The organism is Fulvivirga maritima (assembly GCF_021389955.1).
Classification (GTDB): domain Bacteria; phylum Bacteroidota; class Bacteroidia; order Cytophagales; family Cyclobacteriaceae; genus Fulvivirga; species Fulvivirga maritima.
This window is the reverse complement of sequence record NZ_CP089980.1, coordinates 2866426-2890248: the sequence shown is the minus strand read 5'-3', so window position 1 is coordinate 2890248 and position 23823 is coordinate 2866426. Positions and strand designations below refer to the sequence as shown.

Annotated in this window: 18 protein-coding genes and 2 pseudogenes; 2 read left to right on the top strand and 18 right to left on the bottom strand. The window is 39.2% G+C overall.

All coding sequences use genetic code 11. The annotated features are described in order from the left end of the window. The 7 genes and pseudogenes from ilvD to LVD15_RS12365 form a co-directional block, all read right to left on the bottom strand. Positions 1-1680 (bottom strand): annotated as a pseudogene (gene ilvD / locus LVD15_RS12390) (dihydroxy-acid dehydratase). Between the two features lie 4 nt (positions 1681-1684). After that, the gene (locus LVD15_RS12385) at positions 1685-2326 is read right to left on the bottom strand and encodes an aminotransferase class IV (RefSeq protein ID WP_255763396.1); all 642 of its coding nucleotides are present in this window, start codon (positions 2324-2326) and stop codon (positions 1685-1687) included. Then, positions 2304-2576 (bottom strand): aminotransferase class IV, encoded by a 273-nt coding sequence (locus LVD15_RS26855; protein WP_255763395.1) that lies wholly within the window; start codon positions 2574-2576, stop codon positions 2304-2306. Before LVD15_RS26855 ends, LVD15_RS12385 begins: the two co-directional genes overlap by 23 nt. A gap of 228 nt (positions 2577-2804) precedes the next feature. Continuing rightward, positions 2805-3881 (bottom strand): 3-isopropylmalate dehydrogenase, encoded by a 1077-nt coding sequence (leuB, locus tag LVD15_RS12380; protein WP_233780637.1) that lies wholly within the window; start codon positions 3879-3881, stop codon positions 2805-2807. An 84-nt stretch (positions 3882-3965) separates the two neighbouring features. Next, on the bottom strand, positions 3966-4559 hold the full coding sequence (gene leuD, locus LVD15_RS12375) for a 3-isopropylmalate dehydratase small subunit (RefSeq protein WP_233780636.1): 594 nt from the start codon (positions 4557-4559) through the stop codon (positions 3966-3968). Between the two features lie 8 nt (positions 4560-4567). Beyond that, positions 4568-5963 (bottom strand): annotated as a pseudogene (gene leuC, locus LVD15_RS12370) (3-isopropylmalate dehydratase large subunit). A 15-nt stretch (positions 5964-5978) separates the two neighbouring features. Beyond that, positions 5979-7145 (bottom strand): 2-isopropylmalate synthase, encoded by a 1167-nt coding sequence (locus LVD15_RS12365; RefSeq protein ID WP_233780635.1) that lies wholly within the window; start codon positions 7143-7145, stop codon positions 5979-5981. Between the two features lie 163 nt (positions 7146-7308). Here LVD15_RS12365 and LVD15_RS12360 point away from each other — a divergent pair, with 163 nt between their 5' ends. Further along, the gene (locus tag LVD15_RS12360) at positions 7309-8907 is read left to right on the top strand and encodes a hypothetical protein (RefSeq protein ID WP_233780634.1); all 1599 of its coding nucleotides are present in this window, start codon (positions 7309-7311) and stop codon (positions 8905-8907) included. Between the two features lie 45 nt (positions 8908-8952). Here the strand turns inward: LVD15_RS12360 and LVD15_RS12355 are convergent, their stop codons facing one another. Beyond that, positions 8953-14511, bottom strand: coding sequence for an alpha-2-macroglobulin family protein (locus tag LVD15_RS12355; RefSeq protein ID WP_233780633.1), 5559 nt, complete (start codon positions 14509-14511; stop codon positions 8953-8955). A gap of 130 nt (positions 14512-14641) precedes the next feature. On the opposite strand from LVD15_RS12355, the gene LVD15_RS12350 reads away from it, so the two are divergent. After that, positions 14642-15109: a hypothetical protein gene (locus tag LVD15_RS12350; protein WP_233780632.1), complete on the top strand. Its 468-nt coding sequence runs from the start codon at positions 14642-14644 to the stop codon at positions 15107-15109. A 694-nt stretch (positions 15110-15803) separates the two neighbouring features. Here LVD15_RS12350 and LVD15_RS12345 read toward each other — a convergent pair. The 10 genes from LVD15_RS12345 to LVD15_RS12300 all read right to left on the bottom strand — a co-directional run bounded on the left by LVD15_RS12345 (position 15804) and on the right by LVD15_RS12300 (position 23671). Continuing rightward, on the bottom strand, positions 15804-17285 hold the full coding sequence (locus tag LVD15_RS12345; protein ID WP_233780631.1) for a hypothetical protein: 1482 nt from the start codon (positions 17283-17285) through the stop codon (positions 15804-15806). Next, the gene (locus tag LVD15_RS12340) at positions 17269-17763 is read right to left on the bottom strand and encodes a hypothetical protein (RefSeq protein WP_233780630.1); all 495 of its coding nucleotides are present in this window, start codon (positions 17761-17763) and stop codon (positions 17269-17271) included. The genes LVD15_RS12345 and LVD15_RS12340 overlap by 17 nt, the downstream gene beginning before the upstream one ends. Beyond that, positions 17760-18533 carry a S8 family peptidase gene (locus tag LVD15_RS12335; protein WP_233780629.1) on the bottom strand — a complete coding sequence of 258 codons (774 nt, stop codon included), beginning with the start codon at positions 18531-18533 and terminating at the stop codon, positions 17760-17762. Before LVD15_RS12335 ends, LVD15_RS12340 begins: the two co-directional genes overlap by 4 nt. A gap of 25 nt (positions 18534-18558) precedes the next feature. After that, the gene (locus LVD15_RS12330) at positions 18559-18789 is read right to left on the bottom strand and encodes a hypothetical protein (protein WP_233780628.1); all 231 of its coding nucleotides are present in this window, start codon (positions 18787-18789) and stop codon (positions 18559-18561) included. 12 nt (positions 18790-18801) lie between these two features. Then, the gene (locus LVD15_RS12325) at positions 18802-19779 is read right to left on the bottom strand and encodes a hypothetical protein (protein ID WP_233780627.1); all 978 of its coding nucleotides are present in this window, start codon (positions 19777-19779) and stop codon (positions 18802-18804) included. Between the two features lie 236 nt (positions 19780-20015). Continuing rightward, positions 20016-20792: a DUF4097 family beta strand repeat-containing protein gene (locus LVD15_RS12320; RefSeq protein WP_233780626.1), complete on the bottom strand. Its 777-nt coding sequence runs from the start codon at positions 20790-20792 to the stop codon at positions 20016-20018. A gap of 40 nt (positions 20793-20832) precedes the next feature. Further along, positions 20833-21603: a HEAT repeat domain-containing protein gene (locus LVD15_RS12315; protein ID WP_233780625.1), complete on the bottom strand. Its 771-nt coding sequence runs from the start codon at positions 21601-21603 to the stop codon at positions 20833-20835. 1 nt (position 21604) lies between these two features. After that, on the bottom strand, positions 21605-22147 hold the full coding sequence (locus tag LVD15_RS12310) for an RNA polymerase sigma factor (RefSeq protein WP_233780624.1): 543 nt from the start codon (positions 22145-22147) through the stop codon (positions 21605-21607). Between the two features lie 116 nt (positions 22148-22263). Further along, positions 22264-22509 carry a putative quorum-sensing-regulated virulence factor gene (locus tag LVD15_RS12305; protein WP_306416939.1) on the bottom strand — a complete coding sequence of 82 codons (246 nt, stop codon included), beginning with the start codon at positions 22507-22509 and terminating at the stop codon, positions 22264-22266. Positions 22510-22528: 19 nt separating this feature from the next. Then, positions 22529-23671, bottom strand: coding sequence for a T9SS type A sorting domain-containing protein (locus tag LVD15_RS12300; RefSeq protein WP_233780623.1), 1143 nt, complete (start codon positions 23669-23671; stop codon positions 22529-22531). Between the last annotated feature and the right edge of the window lie 152 nt (positions 23672-23823).

Genomic DNA, 23823 nt, shown 5'->3' with positions numbered 1-23823 from the left:
TTAAAGATCAGTTATGCACCCTAAAGATGCAGATGAAACACTTTTTGAATATTTATATAATACTCCACTTGTCTTTTTTAACGGTGGAGCTATCCATTTTTGCTTTCTTGTTTTCATTGTTTCTTCATCTACCAGCACCTCTATGGTGTCATTGGTAGCGTCTATGCGGATCATGTCTCCATTCTCCACCAAAGCGATGGGTCCCCATCTTGCGCCTCAGGAGTGATATGGCCTACCACGAAACCATGCGTACCTCCTGAAAATCTTCCATCAGTTATCAGTGCCACTGATTTACCTAAGCCGGCACCCATTATAGCTGCAGTAGGCTTAAGCATTTCCGGCATGCCTGGCCCTCCTTTAGGCCCTTCATAGCGGATAACCACCACTTCTCCAGCTTTTACTTCTCCGTTTCTGATACCATCATTAGCATCATACTCACTATCAAAAATGTGAGCCGGACCTTCAAATACTTCTCCTCTCTTTACCAGTGATTTTGGCCACACCTCCATCAGGAGCCAGATTACCGCGCAAAATCCTGATATGTCCTGTCTTTTTAATAGGATCAGAGAAAGGGCGAATGATATCCTGCTCTGCAGGCAACTCAGGTAGCTCTTCTAAATTTTCTGCTAAAGTTTTACCTGTTACTGTCATGCAGCTACCATCTATAATGCCCTCTTTAAGCATCAGTTTCATTACCGCTGGTACACCACCGTGCTTATGCAAATCTTCCATCAGGTACTTACCACTTGGTTTAAGATCTGCCAGGAATGGGGTGCTATTACCTATTTTCTGAAAATCATTAATATCAAAATCAATTTCAAAGGCCTTTGCTATTGCCAACAGGTGCAATACAGCATTAGTAGATCCTCCGAGCACTGTAACCAGCTTTACTGCGTTTTCAAAAGACTTGCGAGTAACTATGTCTCTAGGTTTCAGATCCAGCTCTATCAGTCTTTTCATGGCTGCTCCTATTCGAGAGCATTCATCATCTTTCTCACCACTAGTGGCAGGATTAGAAGAGCCATAAGGCAAACTCATACCCAGCATTTCTATGGCCGAAGCAATAGTATTAGCAGTATACATACCTCCACAAGCTCCTGCTCCCGGGCATGCGTTATGTACCACTCCGCTGAAATCTTCTTCAGAGATAGAGCCTGCTATTTTTTGACCAAGTGCCTCAAAAGCACTTACCACGTCCAGTTTCTTATCTTTATAACATCCGGGAGCTATGGTTCCGCCATATATCAATATTCCCGGCCTGTTTAATCGGCCCATAGCTATCATAGCTCCAGGCATATTTTTATCACACCCTACTACGGTTACTACACCATCATAAGACTGTGCGTTCACCACCACCTCAATAGAATCTGCTATAATATCTCTTGATGGCAAGCTGTACCTCATACCCGGTGTACCCATAGAAATACCATCACTTACACCGATAGTATTAAAGATAAGGCCTATCAGTTCTTCTTTATTGATACTTTCTTTAGCCACCTTAGCCAGGTCATTCAGGTGCATGTTACAGGGGTTTCCTTCATACCCTGTGCTCACCACCCCTATTTGAGGCTTTTTTAAGTCTTCATCTGTTAACCCTATGGCATGCAGCATAGCCTGAGCGGCGGGCTGCGTAGGGTCTTGCGTTACTGCTTTACTGTATTTATTGAGATTTTCTGACATTTATCTATACTATTGTAAGTCCTTGATATTCATTATGCTGCACTTTGGTACGATACATCATATACAAGCTGTTACCGGCAGATTCATCCCAGTTACCTTTAAATTTATCTCCGTTAATAGCTCCTATAGGTGTTATTTCCACCGCTGTACCTGCAAAAAATGCATTATCAGCACCATACACTTCATCTACTGTAAAATGCTTTTCTATTACTCTTATTTCCAGCTCTTTGGCTAATTCCATAATAGTAGCTCTGGTTATGCCTGGTAAAATGTTACCAGCAGGAGGAGTGTACAACACACCATCTTTTTCAAAAAAGAAATTCGCTCCCGGCCCCTGAGCCACATTACCATGTATGTCTAATAATAAAGCCTCATCATAACCCAGCTTTTTAGCTTCTGTGGTAGCCAAAACAGAGTTAGTATAATGCCCTACCACTTTGGCTTCCATTACACAAGATTTAGGGTTAGGCCTTTGGTAAGAAGAGATCATTACGTTTAATGGTCCGTTGCCAAGATATTTGGCCCACTCCCATGCTCCTATAAAGACATTGGTTTCAGCAGCTGGCGTAAGCGCCATATTCATACCCTGATAAACCAATGGCCTGATGTAAGCATCAGTAAGGTTAATTTTTATCCAACAACTCATAGGTGATACTCACCAGTTCCTCTATCGAATAGGGCAGCTCTATATGCATTTTAGATGCAGAATACAGCAGACGATCATAATGCTCTTTAGCTCTGAATATATTGCAGCCATTTACATTTTTGTATGATCTTATACCCTCAAACACCCCTATACCGTAGTGTAGTGTTTGGTTATACATGGTGGCTGTGGCATCTTTAGCCTTTAGCCATTGGCCATTTTGGAAGACGATAGTGTCGTTGTTGTAATACATGGCTTTTAAATTTTAATCATAAAAAAAGCGCCAACCCTTGATAGGATTGGCGCTCTATATAATTTTATAGGCATAGCATCACCAATCCCGCATGGTTCTCACCACGACGCTAATAATAATCAGGGAAATATTGATGTTTATGCTTTTCATTTTCGCTCTTTGATTTAAAGCTAACCAAATAGTTTTTTAAATAACAACGCTGTGGTATGTTTTTTTTCATGGCCACTTTTACACTGCTAACATTTCCTTGATATAAGCAGCCACCTTGTCTCCTACCTCTTCCGTTCCTACCGGGTTCTCTCTATCTATATCTTCAGTAACAAAACCATCGTCTACCGCTTTAAGTACGGCATCTTGAATAGCTTTACTCTCCTCTACCAAACCAAAAGAATATTCTAAAAGCATGGCTGCCGAAAGAATAGCTCCAAAAGGATTAGCTATGTCTTTACCTGCTGCCTGAGGATATGAACCATGAATAGGCTCAAAAAGGCTTTGTGCAGTACCAATAGACGCTGAAGGTAACATACCTAAGGAGCCTGCAATTACAGAAGCCTCATCAGTAATGATATCTCCAAACATATTTTCAGTAAGCACTACATCAAAATCTTTAGGATTTTGGATGATTTTCATGGCTGCATTATCTACAAACATGAAGTCTAACTGTATATCAGGATAATCAGAAGCCATTTCTTGAACGGTTTCTCTCCAAAGTCTTGAGGTAGCCAAAACGTTAGCTTTATCTACCAGCGTTACTTTTTTACCTCTGTTACCAGCTGCCTCAAAAGCCAGCTTAGCTATCCTGGTAATTTCTTCTTTGCTATAATTACAAGTATCAAATGCCTGGTTACCGTCTTCTGATCTTCCTCTTGGCTGACCGAAGTAGATACCACCTGTTAGCTCTCTGAATACCACAAAATCAGTACCTTTAATAATACTCTCTTTTAACGGTGACTTAGAAAGCAGTGCATCATAACTTTTCACTGGCCTTACGTTAGCAAAAAGGTTAAGCTTTTTACGCATAGCCAATAATCCTTGCTCAGGTCTTACTTTAGCTTTAGGATCATTATCATATTTAGGATCACCGATAGCACCAAACAATATGGCGTCTGCATCACGGCAAACATCTTCAGTCTGTTGAGGAAAAGGATCGCCTGTAGCATCTATAGCAGCAGCACCCACATGAGCCTCTGTATAAGTAAACTCATGGCCAAAGGCCTCCTCTATAGATTTAAGTGACTTTAACGCCTGCTTTGTAACTTCAGGCCCTATGCCATCACCAGGCAATATTGCTATTTTTTTCTTCATTCTTATATTTGCTAAAAGAAACAGCCCCCGTAAGTAGGTCAACCTAAACCCAATAATCCTACGGGAGGCTTGTTTCACCCATCATTATTTCATTATACTATCAGATTCGTAAGCCTTCACCTTATCCAGGTTACTCAGCAGAAAATCTATATCATCAAAACCATTTTTAAGGCAGTGCTTTTTGTAAGGGTTAATTTCAAACTCCTCACTTATATCTGAACCTACTAATGTTACGGTTTGCGTATCAAGATCTACTTTCACTTCCGTATTAGGATCAGCCTCTATAGCTTCAAAAATCTTTTCTAAAAATTCATCAGTTACCTGAACAGGCAGCAAGCCGTTATTCAGGGCATTATTCTTAAAAATATCTGCAAAAAAGCTGCTTACCACTACTTTGAAACCGTAGTCATAAATAGCCCAGGCAGCGTGCTCTCTACTAGAACCACAACCAAAATTCTTTCCCGCTACCAGCACTTTTCCTGAATAAGTATCTTTATTCAAAACAAAGTCTTCATTAGGATTTCCCTTATCATCATAGCGCCAGTCACAAAATAGATTATCGCCAAAGCCCTCTCTGGTAGTAGCCTTAAGAAACCTTGCCGGTATGATCTGGTCAGTATCTATATCCTGAAAAGGAATAGGAACACAAGTTGATATTAATGTATCGAATTTATCCATTTCTAATTTTAGTCTTCTATCATTTCTCTAACATCAGTTATATAGCCATTAAGGGCTGCCGCAGCTGCTGTAAGCGGGCTGGCCAGCATAGTTCTGGCTCCAGGACCTTGACGGCCTTCAAAGTTTCTGTTAGAGGTAGAAACACAATATTTTCCTCTTGGCACCTTGTCTTCATTCATACCTAAACAGGCAGAACAACCTGGCTGGCGAAGCTCAAAACCAGCTTCAGCCAATATTTTATCGATACCTTCGGCTTTAGCCTGATCTTCTACTTGTCTGGAACCAGGGATAATCATAGCATTTACATGCTCTGCTTTTTTCCTGCCTTTAACCAGGTTAGCTACCAGTCTTAGGTCTTCAATGCGAGAATTAGTACAGCTACCTATAAATACATAGTCAATTTTTTTACCCAACAGTTGAGTTCCACCTTGCAGATCCATGTACTCCAGTGATTTTTTAAGTCCGGCGCTGGCCTGACCGTTACCACCAGGGATGCTCTGCGTGATACCAATACCCATTCCAGGGTTAGTACCGTAGGTGATCATAGGTTCTATATCTTCTGCTTTGAAATGATATTCTTTATCAAACTTAGCTTCAGGGTCTGTTTTTAATGTTTTCCAGTAAGCGAGTTTTTCTTCCCACTCTTCTCCCTGAGGAGCGAATTTTTTACCTTTTAAATAAGAGAAGGTGATCTCATCAGGAGCGATCATTCCGCCTCTGGCTCCCATCTCTATACTCATGTTACAGATAGTCATACGCGCTTCCATAGATAGTGACTCTATGGCCGAACCACAGAACTCTATGAAATATCCGGTACCTCCACCAGTAGTGATCTGAGAGATAATGTATAAAACAATATCTTTAGAAAGCACTCCATTTTTAAGCTTGCCATCCACCTGAATTTTCATGGTTTTAGGCTTCTTCTGAAGGATACACTGAGTAGCAAAAACCTGCTCTACTTCACTAGTACCTATACCGAAAGCGATGTTTCCAAAAGCTCCGTGAGTAGAAGTGTGGCTATCTCCACAAACAATAGTCATTCCAGGCTGAGTGATTCCCAACTCTGGCCCTATTACGTGAACGATTCCCCTGAAAAGGGTGCCCTAAGCCATAAAGCTCTACGCCAAACTCATCACAGTTTTTCACCAAAGTCTCTACCTGGTGACGTGAGAGCTGGTCTTTAATAGGTAAATGCTGATTCATAGTAGGAACGTTATGATCAGCTGTGGCTACCGTCTGCTCAGGACGGAATACGCCAATACCTCTTCTTTTTAGCCCTGCAAATGCCTGTGGGCTGGTAACCTCATGTATAAAATGACGGTCTATATATACAACCTGCGGTCCGTTTTCAATCTCCTGAACCACATGCTTGTCCCAAATCTTATCGAATAGTGTTTTTGCCATCGAAATATTAAAAAATTAAAAGTTTGTATTGGTGATTAAGTATTGACTCACCAAGTTCTTAAGCTCAGCATCATTCACTACGCTTACTCTGTCAGCTACTTCAAGGAATTTTTCATAAACGCTTTCCAACTCGTCTTTGCTAAGCTGAACGCCAATTTTACCCATTCTGAAGTTCAAAGCAGCTCTACCGCTACGAGCAGTAAGAATGATAGAAGACTCATTTACACCTACTTCTTCAGGAGCAATGATCTCATAGTTATCTCTGTTTTTGATTACACCATCCTGGTGAATACCTGATGAGTGAGCAAAAGCATTGCTACCCACAATAGCCTTGTTAGGCTGCACAGGCATATTCATAGTAGAAGAAACCAGCTGACTGATAGGATAGATTTTAGTGCTATCTATACCTGTTTGGTAGTTTAACCAGTTATGTTTTTTCAAGATCATTACCACTTCTTCTAATGAAGTGTTTCCTGCTCTTTCTCCAATACCGTTAATGGTACACTCTACCTGGCGAGCACCGTTTTTAATGGCTTCAACACTATTAGCAGTGGCCAAACCTAAATCATTATGACAGTGCGTAGAAATAGCTACATTTTCTATACCTATTACATTATCACAAAGGAATTTTATTTTCTTACCATATTCTTCAGGCAAACAATACCCTGTAGTATCAGGAATATTAACCACAGTAGCACCTGCATTTACGGCTACCTGAATCACTTTAGCAAGGAATTCATTATCAGTACGGCCCGCATCTTCTGCGTAGAATTCTACATCTTCAACAAATTTCTTTGCATACTTCACACATCCTTCTGCTCTTACCAAAATATCTTCTCTGGTAGTTTTGATTTTAGTAAACACATGCTGATCAGAAGTACCAATACCTGTATGTATTCTTGGCCTCTTGGCATACTTCACAGCTTCAGCTGCTACTTCAATATCTTTTTCTACCGCTCTGGAAAGAGCACAAACCGTAACATCTTTTACTTCTTTAGAAACAGCTTCCACAGACTTAAAGTCTCCCGGACTAGATATAGGGAAACCAGCCTCTATCACGTCCACTCCCAGCTCTTCAAGTGCTTTTGCTATTGTTATCTTTTCATTTTTAGACAAGCCACAGCCTGGCACTTGCTCGCCATCTCTTAAAGTAGTATCAAAAATTTGGATTCTGTTGTTCATATTAAAATGGTTCCGTTACAATTTATTGACATCAAATGTAAGGAGTATGTATGCTTTGGCCTTACCTAATTAAGCAGTAAATACAATTTCTAAACCTTACTATTTTCCTTATAAATTGCTTATAATTGCCATATAAGCGTTTTTTTAATTCAATATATTTACGATGTCTAAAGAGAAATCAGATGTTTTATTTTTACTTATAAAATCGCTTAAGAAAAGTGAAAAGCGATATTTCAAGGTATCTGTAAGCTCAGAAAATGACAGCTCAAGCAAGAAATACGTTCGATTATTTGACCTTATTGACAATCAGAAATCCTTCGATGACAATGAGTTACTGAAAAAAGCGCCCGACCTTAACCCGGCACAGCTCTCTAATCTGAAATCTCACTTATATAAAAAAATATTACAAAGCATAAGACAGTACAACCAAAGCTCTGTAATAGACATTCAGATACGAGAGATGATAGATTATGCCCAGATTCTCTTTAACAGAAGTCTGTATGATCAGTGTGCTTCCATTTTAAAAAAGGCCAAAAAACAAGCTTTAAAAACCGGTAATTTAGAACTGCAGCTAGAGATACTGAAATGGGAGAAAAACGTAATTAACCAAACCGTAGGGCCAGGTAATCAGGTGCGGGTTAACCGGATTATCGAAGAAGTGCAGGATACTAATAACCGCATTAACAACATCAATATTTTCACCAATCTGGCAGCTAAGCTCAACGCGCTCTACCTAAAAATAGGCTTTATTAGAAACGAAAGTGATTTCGACCAATTAAGACGCATGTTTAACACCAGCATGCCTGCTTATGATGAGAAAAAGCTCTCTTTAGACGAAAAGCTTAACTTATACAACCTGTACGTGGGTTATTACTTCTTTATTCAGGATACTGAAAACGGATATTTATATGCAAAAAAGTGTGTTGACCTTTTTGATGAGCATAAGCAAATCCGTACTTCTAAAGTGGAAGCCTACATAAGAGCGCTCAACAATTTATTGATTGCTCAATATAAGCAGTTCAGGTATTATGAGTTTGTACAAACCACCCGGCAGCTGAGAGAAATAAGGCAGTTTCCTAAAAACGTAATGAACGAAAACATCAGGCTGAGACTCATTAAATACACTTATGTGCATGAGTTCAATCGCTTTTTTATGCTGGGTGATTTTGATATTGGTGTGGCACTTATGAAAAAAATTAAAACCGGCCTGGAACATTTCACTTCACTGTTAGACAGCCACTCTAAGCTGATCATGTATTACAAAACCAGCTGCTTGTATTTTGGCAATGGAGATTATAATGAAGCCATATTTTATCTTAACCGCATAATAAATTCTGAAAATGTAGATATCAGAGAAGATGTTCACTCCTTTGCCCGGATACTGAACCTGATCAGCCACTATGAGCTGGGCAATGTTGATGTAATTGACTACTACATCCGCTCTACTTATCGCTTTTTATTGAAGAAGGATGACTTACATAACTTTCAGAAATACATTCTCAATTTCCTTAAAAAACTGAGTTATCAATTTAAGGAAAGTCAGCTGATACCTGAATTCATAAAGCTAAGAAGCCAATTGCTGTCATTAAAAAACAACCCTTATGAAAAAAGGGCCTTTGTGTATTTTGATATAATAGAATGGCTGGAAAGTAAAATACAGCAAAAACCAGTAGCTGATATTATTAAGGAAAAGGCCAAAGCCATTTTAAAAGAGCAAAACACTACCTCTACTGAAGAAAAAAAAAGCCTTGATCAGTATTAACTGATCAAGGCTTTTGCATGTCTATAATTTCAACTTATTATCTCATCATTGAATACCTCCTGCTTTCACCACTTCCACCTCTTTACCTTTTAGTGTGGCGCTAATGCTGTTATCATACATGGCCTCACATTGAATGGCTGGCATATAATAAGTACCTTGATAGCTGGCATTTAATAGAATACGGAAAGTCTTGCTTTGATTACGTTTCAAAGCAAAATAGGTATACACTCTATCATCACGAATATCCTGATAATCGGGAACATCTCCAGCTGTGAACTGATCCATATCATTTAACCTGGCATTATGAATTTCCCATCCGGAAGGGAATATTTGAGATAAAGCAAGATTTTCATACCTCCCCCTTAGACCAGGGTTAACTACTGTAACCTCTGCGACAAAGTCTGTACCTTGCTGCAGATGAGAAGGATCAATAGGATCTCCATTAGTGGTCATATACTCTACTCTCATCTTTAGGTTATTAGAAGATGCCTCTTCTTTTCCCCTCACCGGAGTACCCTCTAGTATTATACGTGCATACAGAATTCCTTCAGAATCATTTTGAACCTTGAGCGAATTAGTACTTGTTTCCTTCATATCTAATTCTGACTGTGCCAATGGCAACTCCGTACTTGCAGTCACGGCTTTACCAGAATTAACAGTATAAGTGTATTTTATGGCTTTGGTTCCTTTTTCATTACCTGTAAAGTGTCCTATTGATATAAGACAGTATGCCGTAGTTTGAGTACTCATCCATTGATCTGATGCCATTCTTTCTGAAACTCTTTTCAATAAACTAAAGGCTTGCTTCTGATTACCCAACAAGCTTAAAGTTTCTAATATCATGGCCTCATCTCTCAAGGAAGATCCATAAGAGTAACCCAACTCGCGGTAATCTTTCACTGTAGTAGAAAGATTACTAACCAGCTTTTGAGCTGCCTCTTTCTGCCCTGCTTTTGCATATGCAGCTGCTAACCTCCAGGCGGCACTTACACTAAGGTTGCCTTCTTCTCTCAACCTGTTCATTGCTCCTGTTTCCGGTGCACCAGCCAGTGCCAGTGTATAAAGCCTGTAGGCTTGCATCAGGTCACTAGAGTAATATCCATTATTATTTCTCCACTCAGCAGCCTTTCTTCTCTGATATCTTTTCCATTTACGGATAATATCAGTGGGCACACTATAACCTCTCTTCTCAGCCTCTATTAAGAAATGACCAGCATAAGATGAACCCCAGCTATTAGAGTCTTCACCTCCTGGCCAGTAGGAGAAACCGCCATCACTCTTTTGGAATGATCTTAAGCGACTTATGCCTGCATTTATATTTCTTTCTATCTTTTGTTTTTCTTTCTCATCCAGCTTCATCATAGATGACAGATACAACTGAGGAAATACTGATGAGGTAGTCTGCTCAATACAACCATGAGGATATTGAATAAGATATTTCAACCTCTTTTGAAGGTTAATAGGTGGTATGTTAGATACCTCTAAAGTAGCCAGGTTAGTTCCTGCCATACCTATTGCTTCAAAATTGGTATTCCAATCTTCGCCTTGCTGAAGTAAAACGTCTATTACTTTAGTCATAGGAGGGTTAGGATTTCTAACATCCAGCTCAATATCAGCATGTGATCTCTCTCCGGCTCCACTGGCATTAATTTTAACCTTCCCGATGCCTAGTTTAGATTTCACCTTCAAATCAAAGTACACTACTTGCTCGCCTACTTCATTAAAAGTGATATTTTTAGAAGCACCACCCACTATCTCAAACAATTCATTTGCTTCGATCTGCACTTTTACGTTTTTCACTTTTTTCTCGGCAGCAAAAACCGTAACAGGCAGTTTAACCACCTCATCAGGCCCTAATACCCTTGGCAGCGTACCCAGCACCATCAGCGCTTGTCTTACCGGCGTAGCTTTTTCCGCATTACCATAAGCTCCTTGATTACCCGCTACCACCATAGTTCTTACAGAGCCCACATACTGAGGCATAGTAAACTTATGCGTTTTAGATTCTCCTGGCTCTATAGTGAAAGGCCCCATATATTTCACTACTGGCTTAAACCTATTGGCTTTAGCTGTAGCATTTTTGGTTCCTTCTTCATCACCACCTATGGCTAGCAGGCGCTCCACTTTTCCACCAAAAGATCCCATTACATAATCAAAAAGATCCCAGGTTTTTACCCCTAAAGCCTCTCTGGCATAGAAAGAACCCCATGGATTAGGCGTAGGGAAGTGAGTAAGGTCTAACAGACCTTCATCTACCACCGCTACGGTGAAAGTCATTTTCTTCTTGTCTTTTTCTGAAACCGTAATGGACACTTCCTGACCTGGCTCCAACACATCTGGCATGGCTATTTGTGGCTGAAGAATAGTTTTAGGATTTTCAACACCCAGAGAAATAACGCCATAAAGCCTGATAGGAAGATCATTAACAGTTTGTTTGTGCTCTTGAATTAAAGTAACAAACACATATATATTAGGCGCCATTTCTTCAGTTACCTCAAAGACAAAGTTGGTTTCTCCTTGCTGAGTATTTACCCAGTGAGATTCTAATACCTGGCTTCCATTTTCAATACTTACTAAAGCTCTACCTTTATTACTGCTTGGTATTTTTAGGGACACTTCCTCTCCTACCTGATACTTCTCTTTATCAGCTGAAAAAGTAAGCATAGTAGCTCCACCCGGCATTTCATCTCTACTACCTCCCCATGAAGTATAATGCACTTCACCAGTACAGTGTCCACTTACAGGATCACACACCCGGATGTAATATCTACCCCAGTCATCAAGATCAAAATTAAAGACTCCTTTACCATTAGTAGTATTGGCTGTTCCTTTTACTACAGGAGTGAGACTCGATCTACTTATATAATTGGCAATGTTTTCACCATCCTGATTCCACCACCATCTCCAGTCTAAGCGGTAAACTTCTATCTCTACATTTTTTCTGGAAACAGGATTTCCTTCTGCATCTACAGTGGCTATATCTACCTGATTAGTTTTATTGTAGTATAATCTGCTCCAGTTTTTCGTTTCAGGGAGCTTCATACCTACAAATGCTTCGTAAGGATAGTAAGGCAGTGAGAAATTATCAATACTGAAATTACCTCCTTCTTCAAATACCTTACCTGTAAAATACGCCTTAAGCATACCAGGGGCTTCATTATGAGTAGCCAGACTGGCATTTACTGTAGCCTTACCTTCTTCATTAACGTACCCTTCAAATATTTTTTTACTCTCACTGCTAAAGTGACGGGCAGGGTCATCAAAATTATAAGCAGGATATTTTTCAAATGATGTTTTAGCTGGCGCCAAAAGCATCTCAAATTCCGCTTTAAGGTTCCTGGCAGGAGCACCATGCAGCCAGCTTACCGTAAGATCTCCATTAACCTGATTATTATTACTTGTAATTTTATCTTTACCAAAATCAAGCTTTATCTTCAGCCTGTTAGGTTTTACTGTCTCTATTTTAAGGGTTTTAGAAAACTCTACACCGCCCACTTTTACTGAAGCAGTCCAGTTACCAGTAGGAGCATCAGGGCTGGTGACCATCTCGAACTTATAAAATCCGTTTTCACCTTCGGCTCTAATTGTTTTTTGAGCCAATTGCCATGAAGGGTTGTACAATTCCATTATCACAGGGTGAGTTTCTGGAATTTTCTTAAGCTTATCTTCTAACACAAAAGTAAGGTGCAGGGTATCACCAGGTCTCCACACGCCTCTTTCTCCATAAATATATCCTTTCAGTCCTTCCTGTACGGTAGATCCACTTACATTGAAATTACTTAAAGAAAGAGATGAACCATCATCTAATTTCAGATATCCTTTTTGCTGCTTATCAGTAGCTACCACTACAAATGGACGCTCTTTTACATCCATGATGATCATACCATCTGCGTCAGTTATGGCTGAACCTATTACTTGCTGCTGAAAATTGTAAACATCAACTCTCACGCCTCCCTTAGGTTCAGTAGTTTTTAGGTCAGTTACCCAGACATTAAGCTCCCCACTGTTGCCTCGCTTAGCAATTACGCCAAGATCAGAAGCCAATACATTTTTAATTACCGGATCATGATCTATATAATAAGAAACATGGCAAGGATTATCTCTTTCTCTCCACCTATAATCAGGGTTATAATTATAAGATCTATAAGAATCATAAGCATTAAATCGCTCATCTTCCTCCCAATTCATTTCTTCCAAAGGCTGCATATCCTCTTCTGCCTCTGACTCTCCACAGTAATATACAGACTGATATTTTCTAAAGCTCAATCTCACCTGATAAATGGCTCCAGGCTCCGTGCTGATCAACTCAGCAAGATCAAGTGTGAAACGGTTCCATTTACCTAAATCAACTATACCTGAAGTATTTAAGGGTACTGTTTTTCTAAGCACAGGCCTACCTACACTTCTCAAATATCTATTACCTCCTAAGTCATTGCTTTGCAGAAATTGGATAATGTTATTTTCATAAATCTTAATAATTTCCACATCTACCGCCTTTAGGCTTACAGCTTCAAAAGGTAGAATTAACCCATCTGAGCTAGGAAGAATATTGCCTTTACCCACTGTGCGAACATCTGGGCTTACCTGAGCAAAAGTAACAGTGTGATTTTCACTGGTTTTCATTCTATAATCTAGGACGTTTCTTATGCCCGATGAAATAGTCACTTTCTTATCTCCGGCCTGCCTTACAGGTGGGTATACATATACTTGATTGTCTTTAATATCATAATCTAAAGAGCTTAAACCTTCTATAGTGATAAGTCCATCCAGATTTTGCTTAGGCTTAAGAGGATCAGAAAACTGAACTACAAGATACTGACTCGGGCTCTGCACCACGCGCACGTCTACGACTTTAAAATCACCTAATGCAGGAATTACAATTTCTTTTTCATCATCTCTATCTACTCCTATCGCTTCGCCATGCATATTAAGTATTACTTTACTTTCTTCATCTGAGCGTTTTACTTCAGAGATTACAAAGTGATGCTCATTTTCAGCATGTTGCCATACTACAGGCAAGGCACTTCCTTTCTGAGAAGCTTCCAAAAGTTTCTCCACATCTTCAGGAGCTGCAAAATCAGCAGTGTACACCACCCCTATTATATTTTGCTTTTTAAGCTCTGTGTCTTCCTCTGTTTCAATATTTTCAACACTCACATCATAGTTTTGCGTTATGATCTGAAATTGATAAGAAAAAGTAGCCAGCTCATCAGCCACCTCTAATAACTCTGACAAATGAAAGTTTACCGAATATGTCTCTCCGGACTTTAACCTTTCTGAAGGCTGAAATTCTGCTGTCTGAGAATCTACCCAGATGGCCTTCCCCTTAATTGAAGGAGAAAAGTCAAACAGTTTTTCTTTTATTTCTTTACCATACTCAGTAGAATCAGCCACATCTTTAGCTAGTCTGATTCGAATGCTTGAACCGGAAGGCACTACACCTGCCGTGTATGAAGTTATATAGGCACTAAAGGCAGGGTTTACAGTGGCACTTTCCACAGTTTCAGCTTTACTATCCTGGTTTAGATAGGCGATACCTGCCACCGCCAGCACTACCAGCAATCCGCTGAATAAAACAATTTTTCCGGTTATACTTTTAAGCATATTAAATAGAGTTATTAAAAAATGAAGATCGGTTCAAAGGGATGAATATGATAAGCGGCATGCCTATTACCACCTCTTGTATGCAAGCGGTGTTATAGATACCTTTGTCTCGAATTAAATATACTCAAAAGTGAAAAAAATTCAGATTATTATCTTCATAATGCTATCCGTAATTGCATGTAAAAAGGGCAAAATCACTGAAAACAGGGATGTAGAAATTGAAAATAAGGAAGTTCCGCCGGAAAAAAGAGCGGAAAAAGATTTGTATGATGAAGTGATGGATGTACATGATGAGGCTATGCCTAAAATGGACAACCTAATGAAACTGAAGGGCAAGCTTCAGGAGAAATATGACATTGGTAAAGACCAGCAAACCACCCCTGAGAGTGATCTGGAGAAATACCAGGAGGCCATTCAAAAACTAGAAGCTGCTGATGATGCCATGATGGACTGGATGCATAAATTTGAACCACAAGAAGGCAACACCAATCATGACGAAGTGATGAAGTACTACCAGCAGCAAAAGGAAAGCATTACTAAAGTAAATGAGCAAATGGAAGAGGCCATGAAAAATGCTCAGGCTACTTTAAACCAATAGCGTAGAGAGGCTAACAAAGCAGACATTAATATTCATTCTACCATTTGTTAGTAGAATGAATATTCTTTTAAGAACCTCTGCATGACTTTGCTTCGGTTAATTAAACTCCAATCAGATCAGCCTCACGAAAACAAAGCTTGCTTATTTAATGTGCCACACGAATCCTTCAACCTCTTGCCGCAGAAAGTCTGTTCTTCGACGATCAACAATCACAATAAAATAAAAACATAGGCAAATAGAACGTAATATAAAAAGGACAAAACAGTAGCAAATCATGAATCAGTACCGATCGTCTACACTTCGACACGGCTCAGTGTGACTCGGCTGTGGTTCCATCTTGCTGTACCGTCGTGAGGTGAAATAGGATTGAAAAGCATGCTTTTCTCTAGTCCTTAGTGGTAATTCATTTATATGAAACGCTTCAGTGAGCGGAAGACCTCACAGCAAGAAAGAGTTTTTTTGTTACTTTTTTGATCGACTGCAAAAAAGTAAGGAACCTCAGCTATGGAAAACAAAAACCAGATAATCCAAATTGACTGCTTTTTGAAAAGCCTAACTTAAAAGAATAGATTAATTTATCCTTTCGAACTAATGATAGGTCATTCTTCTTGGTGCGGTTAAAATAAATGTTAGGTCTCAGAATGACTTTGCTTCGGTTAATCGAATTTCCATTAAGCTTTAGATGCTTTTTAAACTACTTTTTAGCTTTCGAATGAAAATTAATAATAGGAATATCAACAGCCAGAAAGACTGAAAAGCGGCCATAAGTTTCACTAACCAAATCGGCATTATCAGCTGTTACTTCATGTAACCTGGGGCCAATCTGATAACCAGCTCCCCCTGACAGAGGCACGTCTTTGAAGCCGTACACTCCAAAAATTCCTGGCGAAATAATATCTTTCAGCTGTATCTCCGGCACACTTTCAGTAGCATCATCATTAAACCTAAAGGATGCCACACTGCCTATATCTATTAATGATAAGCAAACAGAAAAAGAAGCCCCCTTTCCTCCCCAGCTCATAGCTACTCCAACCGGAGCCGACAGACCAGTTGCGAATTGATAGTTATCATTATCATTAACTTCAATATTTTCATAGCCAGCATAAAGTCCCACATAAGCATTTAGCGCCACATTAAACGAAGTATACCTTTTTATTCTGGAACTACCGGCCGGCAAAGCTACCGCCTCAATCGCCTGCTGCACCTCCTCACTGGTTTCCGCTTTAGCTACTATAGCAGCAAAATTACCATACTTAATAAAAGACTTTAAAAACGCCTCATGCTTCTCTTTCAGCTGCTCATCTTTAATCTTATCGATTACGAACTCCTTATACCAGCTTGCAAAATCAGAAATAGCGGAAACATATTGCTGCTCATTTACATCTAAGTGCATATCACTCAAATAGCGTAGCGAAGTAGTATATACACTCAATTGCTCCAGCTCATCTTTATCTGCAAGGCTTTGATACACTCCCTGTGAGGTCTCCACTAAATTCAAAGAAGCATCAAACAGCTGATGATAATCCTGATAGTCGGCCTCCTTTTCCGAATCATTGTTCAATGCTTTTATCTGATTAAAACTCTTATCTACCAAAGCCCCTTGACTCACCAACGGGACGATCACCTTATCTCTGAATTTATACAATTTCTCCAGTCCTGATGCCCCATCTTCCAAAAGCTCACGCACGCCTTTTCCTGCCAAAGTAAGCTCAAGATCTCGGTCCCTTTCATATAGGTGCAATTGCTGATAAAGCAAACCCAAATAAATTCTAAAAGTAACTTCATCATTTAGCGCTTTCATATCATCAAAAGAGATCCAATACCTCTTTTCAGGATTATTATACCTTAATGATTGTGAAACAAAATCAAGCACGACTAAAGCTCCAAAAACATCGGGTTGAATTACATTAAGGCTATCTGCAAGAATTTCATCATCTATAACATAGCTGTGCATCGCATCACCAATATGACTACCATCCTTCATCTGATCTGCCAAGTATAAGCCACCGGAAAGTATAGTTTTTAAAGGTGGGTAAGCCTGGAAAGCAGCCTTCATAGACTCATCATTAACCAGCTTGCGCATATTGATAAGTATGCCGACAATATCTTTCTTAAACCCTTCGCGCAACATTTCTATATAACCAGAGAACATATAAATCTCATCTCCTATTACCATTAGGTTCTGACTGAGTAGCTGGAAATAATAACCTCAGTTGCTTTTCTTTTTCCAGCTTATCTTTAAAATTATCAAAAAAAGCGATTGATAACTCCTGTTTAGTACGCTCTACCAGAAACTTAGCCAGACCATCTACCATAGTAGTCACATCTACCGCTCCGGCAGCGCTGAGCGCCCCAGAAAGAAAAGAGGATGATGACGAAGCCTGAGACTTTTGCCCCGGCACAATCCAGATAAAAGGATTAGCACTGGTAGCGTTAAACATATCCTCAATGGTATTACCTTCTTCCACATATCTGGCAAAAACATTATTAACCATTAAAGTATCAGCGCTGCTGATGCCGTTAATATCGATGCTCACTTTTCCATCTTCTAACCTTCCATATTGTTTCAAAAAAAGAGCATCATAATATGGGTTTTGAGCCTGCAACACTGAAATAGACAGACACATAATCACAGCAAGCAGTACATGCTTCATAACTTATATATTTTAAGGGTTTCCGGGTTGAATTCAGAAATATTAAAGGCCTTTTGTTTTAATAGGGAAAGCGCATCAGCCTGGTCATCAAAAGAGATTTCTCGGGCCAGCAAGCCACTGGTAATAGCCGTATATATGCTATCTCCCTGATCCTGATAATAGAAAGACGGACTGGTATAAGTAGACCATTGCTTCATGTTATGATATACAAAATCTATCTGCTCAGGGTATTTACTCTGCCTATTACTTAGATACACAGACTCAGCAGCTCCAACTGAAATCACACCCGGTATTTTAGCTAAAAACGAGCAGTTATTATCTTTAAACAGATTATCTCTACCACCGGCACCTACTACTAATATACCTTTTGCAGTTATTTCCGCTATCAGCGAATCTATTACCCCAGGCCTTACAGAAAAACTCATATTGATAATATCTGGCTGCGGTCCACCTCCATGCAAAATGTATTCGAGTGCCTTTTTCACGGCATCCATATCAGTACTACCGGTATCTTTGAGCACTTTATAATCGAGGATCTCACAGTTAGAAGCCAGGCCTTTTACCCCTCGCGTAAGGGCAGTTCTCCCCCCTATTATCCCAGCCATAAAAGTGCCGTGCCACGGTGAATTAACGCCATCATTAGCTGACACAAAATTCTTTTGCTCTATCACAGCTTTTTCAAGATCAGGGTGCGTTTGAATGCCCGTATCCAAAATGGCCACTATTGTTTTTCTGGAACTCAATACTGGCAACTGACCATTAATTTTCACCAAAAGTGAGTAATCGATCAGCTGCTTAAAGGATATCAGCTCTGGTTCTTCTCATTTTTTGGAAGCCTCCACTCCAATAGTAATCACCATTCTTATCTTCATACCAGGTATTATTGCCTTGTATAGCTCCGCCTTTCACTTCCTTAACTACCTGAAGCTCTTGCTTGGCATATAGAATTCCTTTCTTGTTCCATTCATGAACAAAAGGCTCTTTTGCCCTGATAAAGACTTCTCTGACGGAACGCACCTTCATCATCAGCCTACCGGTTCAGTTTTCTTTCCTTCCTTCTTTCTCAGGATTACTGCCCGCTCCACGCAGACTAATCAGCCTGTTCAATAGGTCAAACCAAAAAGGAGAGCCTAATGAAATGGCCAGCGCAGTAATGAACCAACCTCCCAGCTTCATAATAATACAGGCTATGCCAGACATGGATGCACCACAGCCGCGCAGGCTTTCATCATTCCAGCCGAGACCTAACATATTGGTATTGGGCTGAATTTGCTCATTTAAAAATTTACCCAACTTATTACTTACCTGCCCTACCGTAGTGGTAGTATCCATTTCACCGCCAACGGTATAGGTAGAATCTGATTTCGCATAAGCAATATAATTAGCTGCAGACTCCAATACTGCCTTTCGCACCTCTGCATTTCTATTTAGAATCTGATATACTTGAATAGTATCTATATTGAAAGCAATCGCTATAACCAGTCCTACACCAAAGGTAATTTTCTTGAGCTTGCGGTTATACCAGCCCTTGGCCCTATCCATGGTTTGATCAAACCAATTTTCAAGTTTATCAGAAAAAGCATCCCAATCATTACCTGCTTCACGAGCAAAGGTTTTTAGAAGCTCAATAGTATCGCCTTCCATTTCCAGCTGCTCTATTTTATAGAGAATATCATCAGATGTTCCTTTAGCAACATCTCCTACCTTAGCTACTTTTCTGCTTGTAAGAATTATCTCTATTAATGTTTTAGAAAAGGCCTTTGGCTCTATGTATGAAGGCAAGCTTTTATCAGTTCTGCTTAAGTATTTAATAAGCGGATGATTATAAAAATCCTCTGAAAGCTGCTGCTTATTCCTATCATCATCAAGCATTCTACGTATGGCCGACTGCAGATTTTTAGCCCTTAGCCTGAATATAGAAGCTATTAATTCATTAGCAATAGTAGAAAGCAGGCTAAATAAAAGATAGATAAAAACTATCCCTATTACCACTTCTAAAATGGGAGAACCTAGCATAGTACGTTTAGAAATTCAATTTAGATTTTAGCAGGAAAGTAAATTAAAGTTATCCAATCAATCAACTATACTGGTTTAAATTATTCAATATTCCATTACAGAAAATAATTTCAGCACATCTATTACGCTCCATCATATGATTAATAAAATAAAAAAGGCTGTCATATCAGGATACTCATCCTGACTGACAGCCTTCAATAAGATATTAACTGTTAATATTTTACCTCACAATCAGATTACTTCTCACGTAAATACACATTACCATGCACTGAGGATAATGATAGCGCCACTCCTCCGTTTCCTAATTTACCAATTATCTTTTTTTCTCCTGCGGTATTCAATTTACCAAGATCATCCACCTTAACATCTACCCCACTATACACCTCTCCCCAGTTCACTACTACTTGCAGATCTACATTAGCACTTTTAGAAAATGAAACATCCACATCTCCATGTGCAGAATTTATAGAACTTGGCAATTCCTTATTCATATCATCAGCAAAAACTACTTCCACATCTCCATGAACGGTGCTTATAATGATAGGCCCTGAAACATTATTCAATGCCACTTTTCCTCCTGAAGACTTCACTTCTAACTCTCCCGTAAAATCTGTAGCTATAAAATCCTTACCAAACATGGATGAATTAGAAAACTTAACATTAACACCGTTTGGGACTTTCACTTTATACCCCACATTAGAGTTCTTCAATATTTGATACACTACTTTCTGCCCTTGCTCATCATCTTTTACAGCGAGGCCTATACCTGTATTATCAGTGAGTCCCAGCCCATTTAAAGGCTTAAGCCCCTTTGCCTTTTCAGGGATTTCATACTCCTGATTGGTTTCAATAATCACCTCTTTACCAGAATAACTCTGCACTTGAACATCATTAACCTCATTAAAATACAAGATACCTGAAGTCATTGGCATTTTAAAACTCTGCCCGAGTGCCGGGACTACGGCTAGCAGCATTACTACTAAGCCGGTGAACTGTATGCTTCTCTTTTTCATTATTACTGATTTTTCTGTTGTTATTTATTTGAGTTGATTTTTAGATCATTTTAAACAAAGCCATATAAGCTTCATCTTTTACGGCTTGTTGCGTACTGTCGCTTTTAATGATTTCCTGAAACTTATCAACAGCCTTCTTCTGCTTCAAAGTAACCATAAGATTAATCAGGTTGATCTGCACTACCGGGTCCGTTTGTGTTTCCATAGAAGCCAATAACGCCTGCATAACCTTCGGTTGCTCACTAAACCTGGCCAACGCAGCCATAGCAGCTATTCTTACATTAGAATTATCATCATTATTAAGGGTGCGTATCAATGCATCAATGATCACATCATCTGTTTTTTCTATTTTATAAGCCACATTAATACCCTGCAACCTCATACTAGACGAGTTCTGATTGTTCAGTGACTGCAACACCAGCTGCCGAGTAGCCCGTATTTCATTTTCCAAAGCCATCATTTGCTCGTCACCCTTATTTTTCATCCACCAGGCACCTATAAAAACACCAGATATAACTAAAGCCACAGCAGCAGCCACCTTCCATAAAGGAAAATAAACTTGCCTTATAGGTTCTGACTGCCTCTCATTTCCCTCTTCTTCTGCTATAGCCTTTTCAAAAAGCCCCTTTAGTGAAGTATCTGGCTCAAATTCACGATCAGCCTGCAAAAGCGAATAGACACTATTCATCTCTTCATAATAGATCTTCCACTCCCCATCCTGATTAACGCGCAGTGCGACTTCCTCTTGCTCAGCAGCATCAAGATCTCCCTCTATATATCTAATAATAAGTTCTTTATACTTCTCTTCCATTTTACCTACCTTCTAATTGCATGAATTTTTCCTTTAAATCTTTCATAGCTCTATAGACTCTCACTTTTACATTAGCCACAGTACAATCAAGGATGTTCCCTACTTCCTCATACTTTAAACCTTGAAATTTGGTGAGAATAATAATTTCGCGCTGTTCTGGTTTAAGCTTAAATAGAGAGGCATATAAAAGCTTTTCCTGTTCGCCAGCCTCAATATTTTCATCAGCTGCCGCCATAGTTCCCATAAGATTCTCAGCTTCTGAGAAATCAGAAAAAAGCATCTTGTTTTTCCGGTAGTGATCAGCATATACATTACGAGCCATTTGGTAGATCCAACTTTTGAAGCTTTTATCTTCCCTATAAGAACTCCTGTATTTCAGCATTCGCAAGAATACATTTTGAGTAAGATCATTACCCAGGTCTCTATCTAAAGTGATCTTCACAAAGAAGTTATATAGCTGCTTACTGTATCTATCAAAAAGAAAGGATGCCTGTTTTAGGTCTCCATTCTTCACAGCAGACATCAGCATTTCATCCGTTATCAAATTGTCTCTCTGATTTTCTAATTAATATTTTCAGGGTTGGATACCTCACTTCCCAAGAATGGTTACAGGAAATATCAAAAAATATTATGAGAGGGAAAAGAAAATTGAAGGAAGGGTTAACCTTTAAACTCCAGCACTATCTGCAGGTAGCGTCCGAGCTTACCGGCGGGGAAGCCATTTTGCTTGAACCAAACGAGATAATCTACAGGTAGCTTCATTAATTTAGTGCCTTTATATTTACCAAAAGGCATTCTATATTCTAAAAGTTCGGCCATTTCTTGCCTGGCCTTATTCATGTCTATCCCATCCATGCGTACAAATATAAAAAGGCCTGCTGGTAAACCAGTCAGGCCATTGAACAAAAACTGCTTCTTTTATATTTTATCTCACTACCACACTCTTAGTTAAAGTGTATAGTGTTGATTTTAAAGTCACTATGTAAATTCCTTTAGTAAGTCCTGATACGTTGATCTGAGCCACGTTGTCAAAGTTAGAGTCATAAGCCTTAGAGAAAACATTCATACCACGGCTGTCAGTCAGCTGAACCCTCACCTCATCTGATCCAAAACCATCTACTCTTACATTCAACTGATCTGTAACCGGGTTAGGATAAGCACTCACTTCTAAACTTCTCACTTGCTCATTGAAAATGTGCACTAACTCTGAGTAGTCATATTGACCATCAAAATCTGTTTGTTTTACTCTGTAATAATTTGCTCCACTGTTAGGAGAAAAATCTTCGAAAAGATACTCTATAGTTTCTGTGCTGTTACCTGCTCCATTTACAGTGCCTATTTCTTGAAAAGTAAGACCATCTACTGATCTTTCTATAGTAAAAAAGTCGTTGTTTAATTCTGAACCTGTAGCCCACTCAATTTTCACACTGTTATTTTCAGAAACAGCATTTACATATAAGAACTCTACAGGTAATGTTCCGGTAGTAACGTAGTTATAAAGCGCAGGATCATCATTATATAAATCTTGCTCAGTTAAAAAATAACCATTTTCAGGGTCTCTGCTACCATTAAATTCCGCTCCACCGTTTCTTGATGTACTACCGAATACGTAGAAAGCATTATCTCCTGTCTCAGAGTTTTCTATACCTGATCCACCAGAAGAAGCAAGATCTGATTTTACTATTACTCTACCATAGTTAACAGTAAGTGTACCTCCTTCTGTATCAAGATTTCCTTCTACTATTAAAAGGCCAGTATCTTCTATAGTAAGAGTAGCTCCACCTGTAACTGTAAGATCACCTTCTACCCAAAGCGTATCAGTAAGTGTTACTGCAGCGCTACCAGAAAAAGTAAGGTTGCCTGATCTTGTTATGATTCCGAAAATATCAATGATGTAGGATGATCCTGCATTCACTCCTGGGTTATTAGCCATCCAGCTTTGACTTTTAGTCCAGGTTGCATCGTTTTCCCAAGCACCCGTGTAGTTGTTATTTGACGTATATCTTTGTTGAGCCTGTACTGAAAATCCTATTATGGCAATTATCAAAGTTGTGTAATATTTTTTCATTTTTTGCAGTTTTTTATTTGTTAATATTTGGTTTTACAAAAGCCAAACCAAGTTCAATAAAAAACTTTTAATTACTGATTATCATATATTTAATGAAATCACAAAAGCTTATGCCAAATAAAATATATCCCATTATAAAACTCAGTTCCGTT

Bases quoted from the DNA above. Each gene is read 5' to 3' on its own strand.
- LVD15_RS12385 (WP_255763396.1), bottom strand. From the start codon at position 2,326: ATGAGTTGTTGGATAAAAATTAACCTTACTGATGCTTACATCAGGCCA.
- LVD15_RS26855 (WP_255763395.1), bottom strand. From the start codon at position 2,576: ATGTATTACAACAACGACACTATCGTCTTCCAAAATGGCCAATGGCTA.
- leuB (WP_233780637.1), bottom strand. From the start codon at position 3,881: ATGAAGAAAAAAATAGCAATATTGCCTGGTGATGGCATAGGGCCTGAA.
- leuD (WP_233780636.1), bottom strand. From the start codon at position 4,559: ATGGATAAATTCGATACATTAATATCAACTTGTGTTCCTATTCCTTTT.
- LVD15_RS12365 (WP_233780635.1), bottom strand. From the start codon at position 7,145: ATGAACAACAGAATCCAAATTTTTGATACTACTTTAAGAGATGGCGAG.
- LVD15_RS12360 (WP_233780634.1), top strand. From the start codon at position 7,309: ATGTCTAAAGAGAAATCAGATGTTTTATTTTTACTTATAAAATCGCTT.
- LVD15_RS12355 (WP_233780633.1), bottom strand. From the start codon at position 14,511: ATGCTTAAAAGTATAACCGGAAAAATTGTTTTATTCAGCGGATTGCTG.
- LVD15_RS12345 (WP_233780631.1), bottom strand. From the start codon at position 17,285: ATGGTAATAGGAGATGAGATTTATATGTTCTCTGGTTATATAGAAATG.
- LVD15_RS12340 (WP_233780630.1), bottom strand. From the start codon at position 17,763: ATGAAGCATGTACTGCTTGCTGTGATTATGTGTCTGTCTATTTCAGTG.
- LVD15_RS12330 (WP_233780628.1), bottom strand. From the start codon at position 18,789: ATGATGAAGGTGCGTTCCGTCAGAGAAGTCTTTATCAGGGCAAAAGAG.
- LVD15_RS12325 (WP_233780627.1), bottom strand. From the start codon at position 19,779: ATGCTAGGTTCTCCCATTTTAGAAGTGGTAATAGGGATAGTTTTTATC.
- LVD15_RS12320 (WP_233780626.1), bottom strand. From the start codon at position 20,792: ATGAAAAAGAGAAGCATACAGTTCACCGGCTTAGTAGTAATGCTGCTA.
- LVD15_RS12315 (WP_233780625.1), bottom strand. From the start codon at position 21,603: ATGGAAGAGAAGTATAAAGAACTTATTATTAGATATATAGAGGGAGAT.
- LVD15_RS12300 (WP_233780623.1), bottom strand. From the start codon at position 23,671: ATGAAAAAATATTACACAACTTTGATAATTGCCATAATAGGATTTTCA.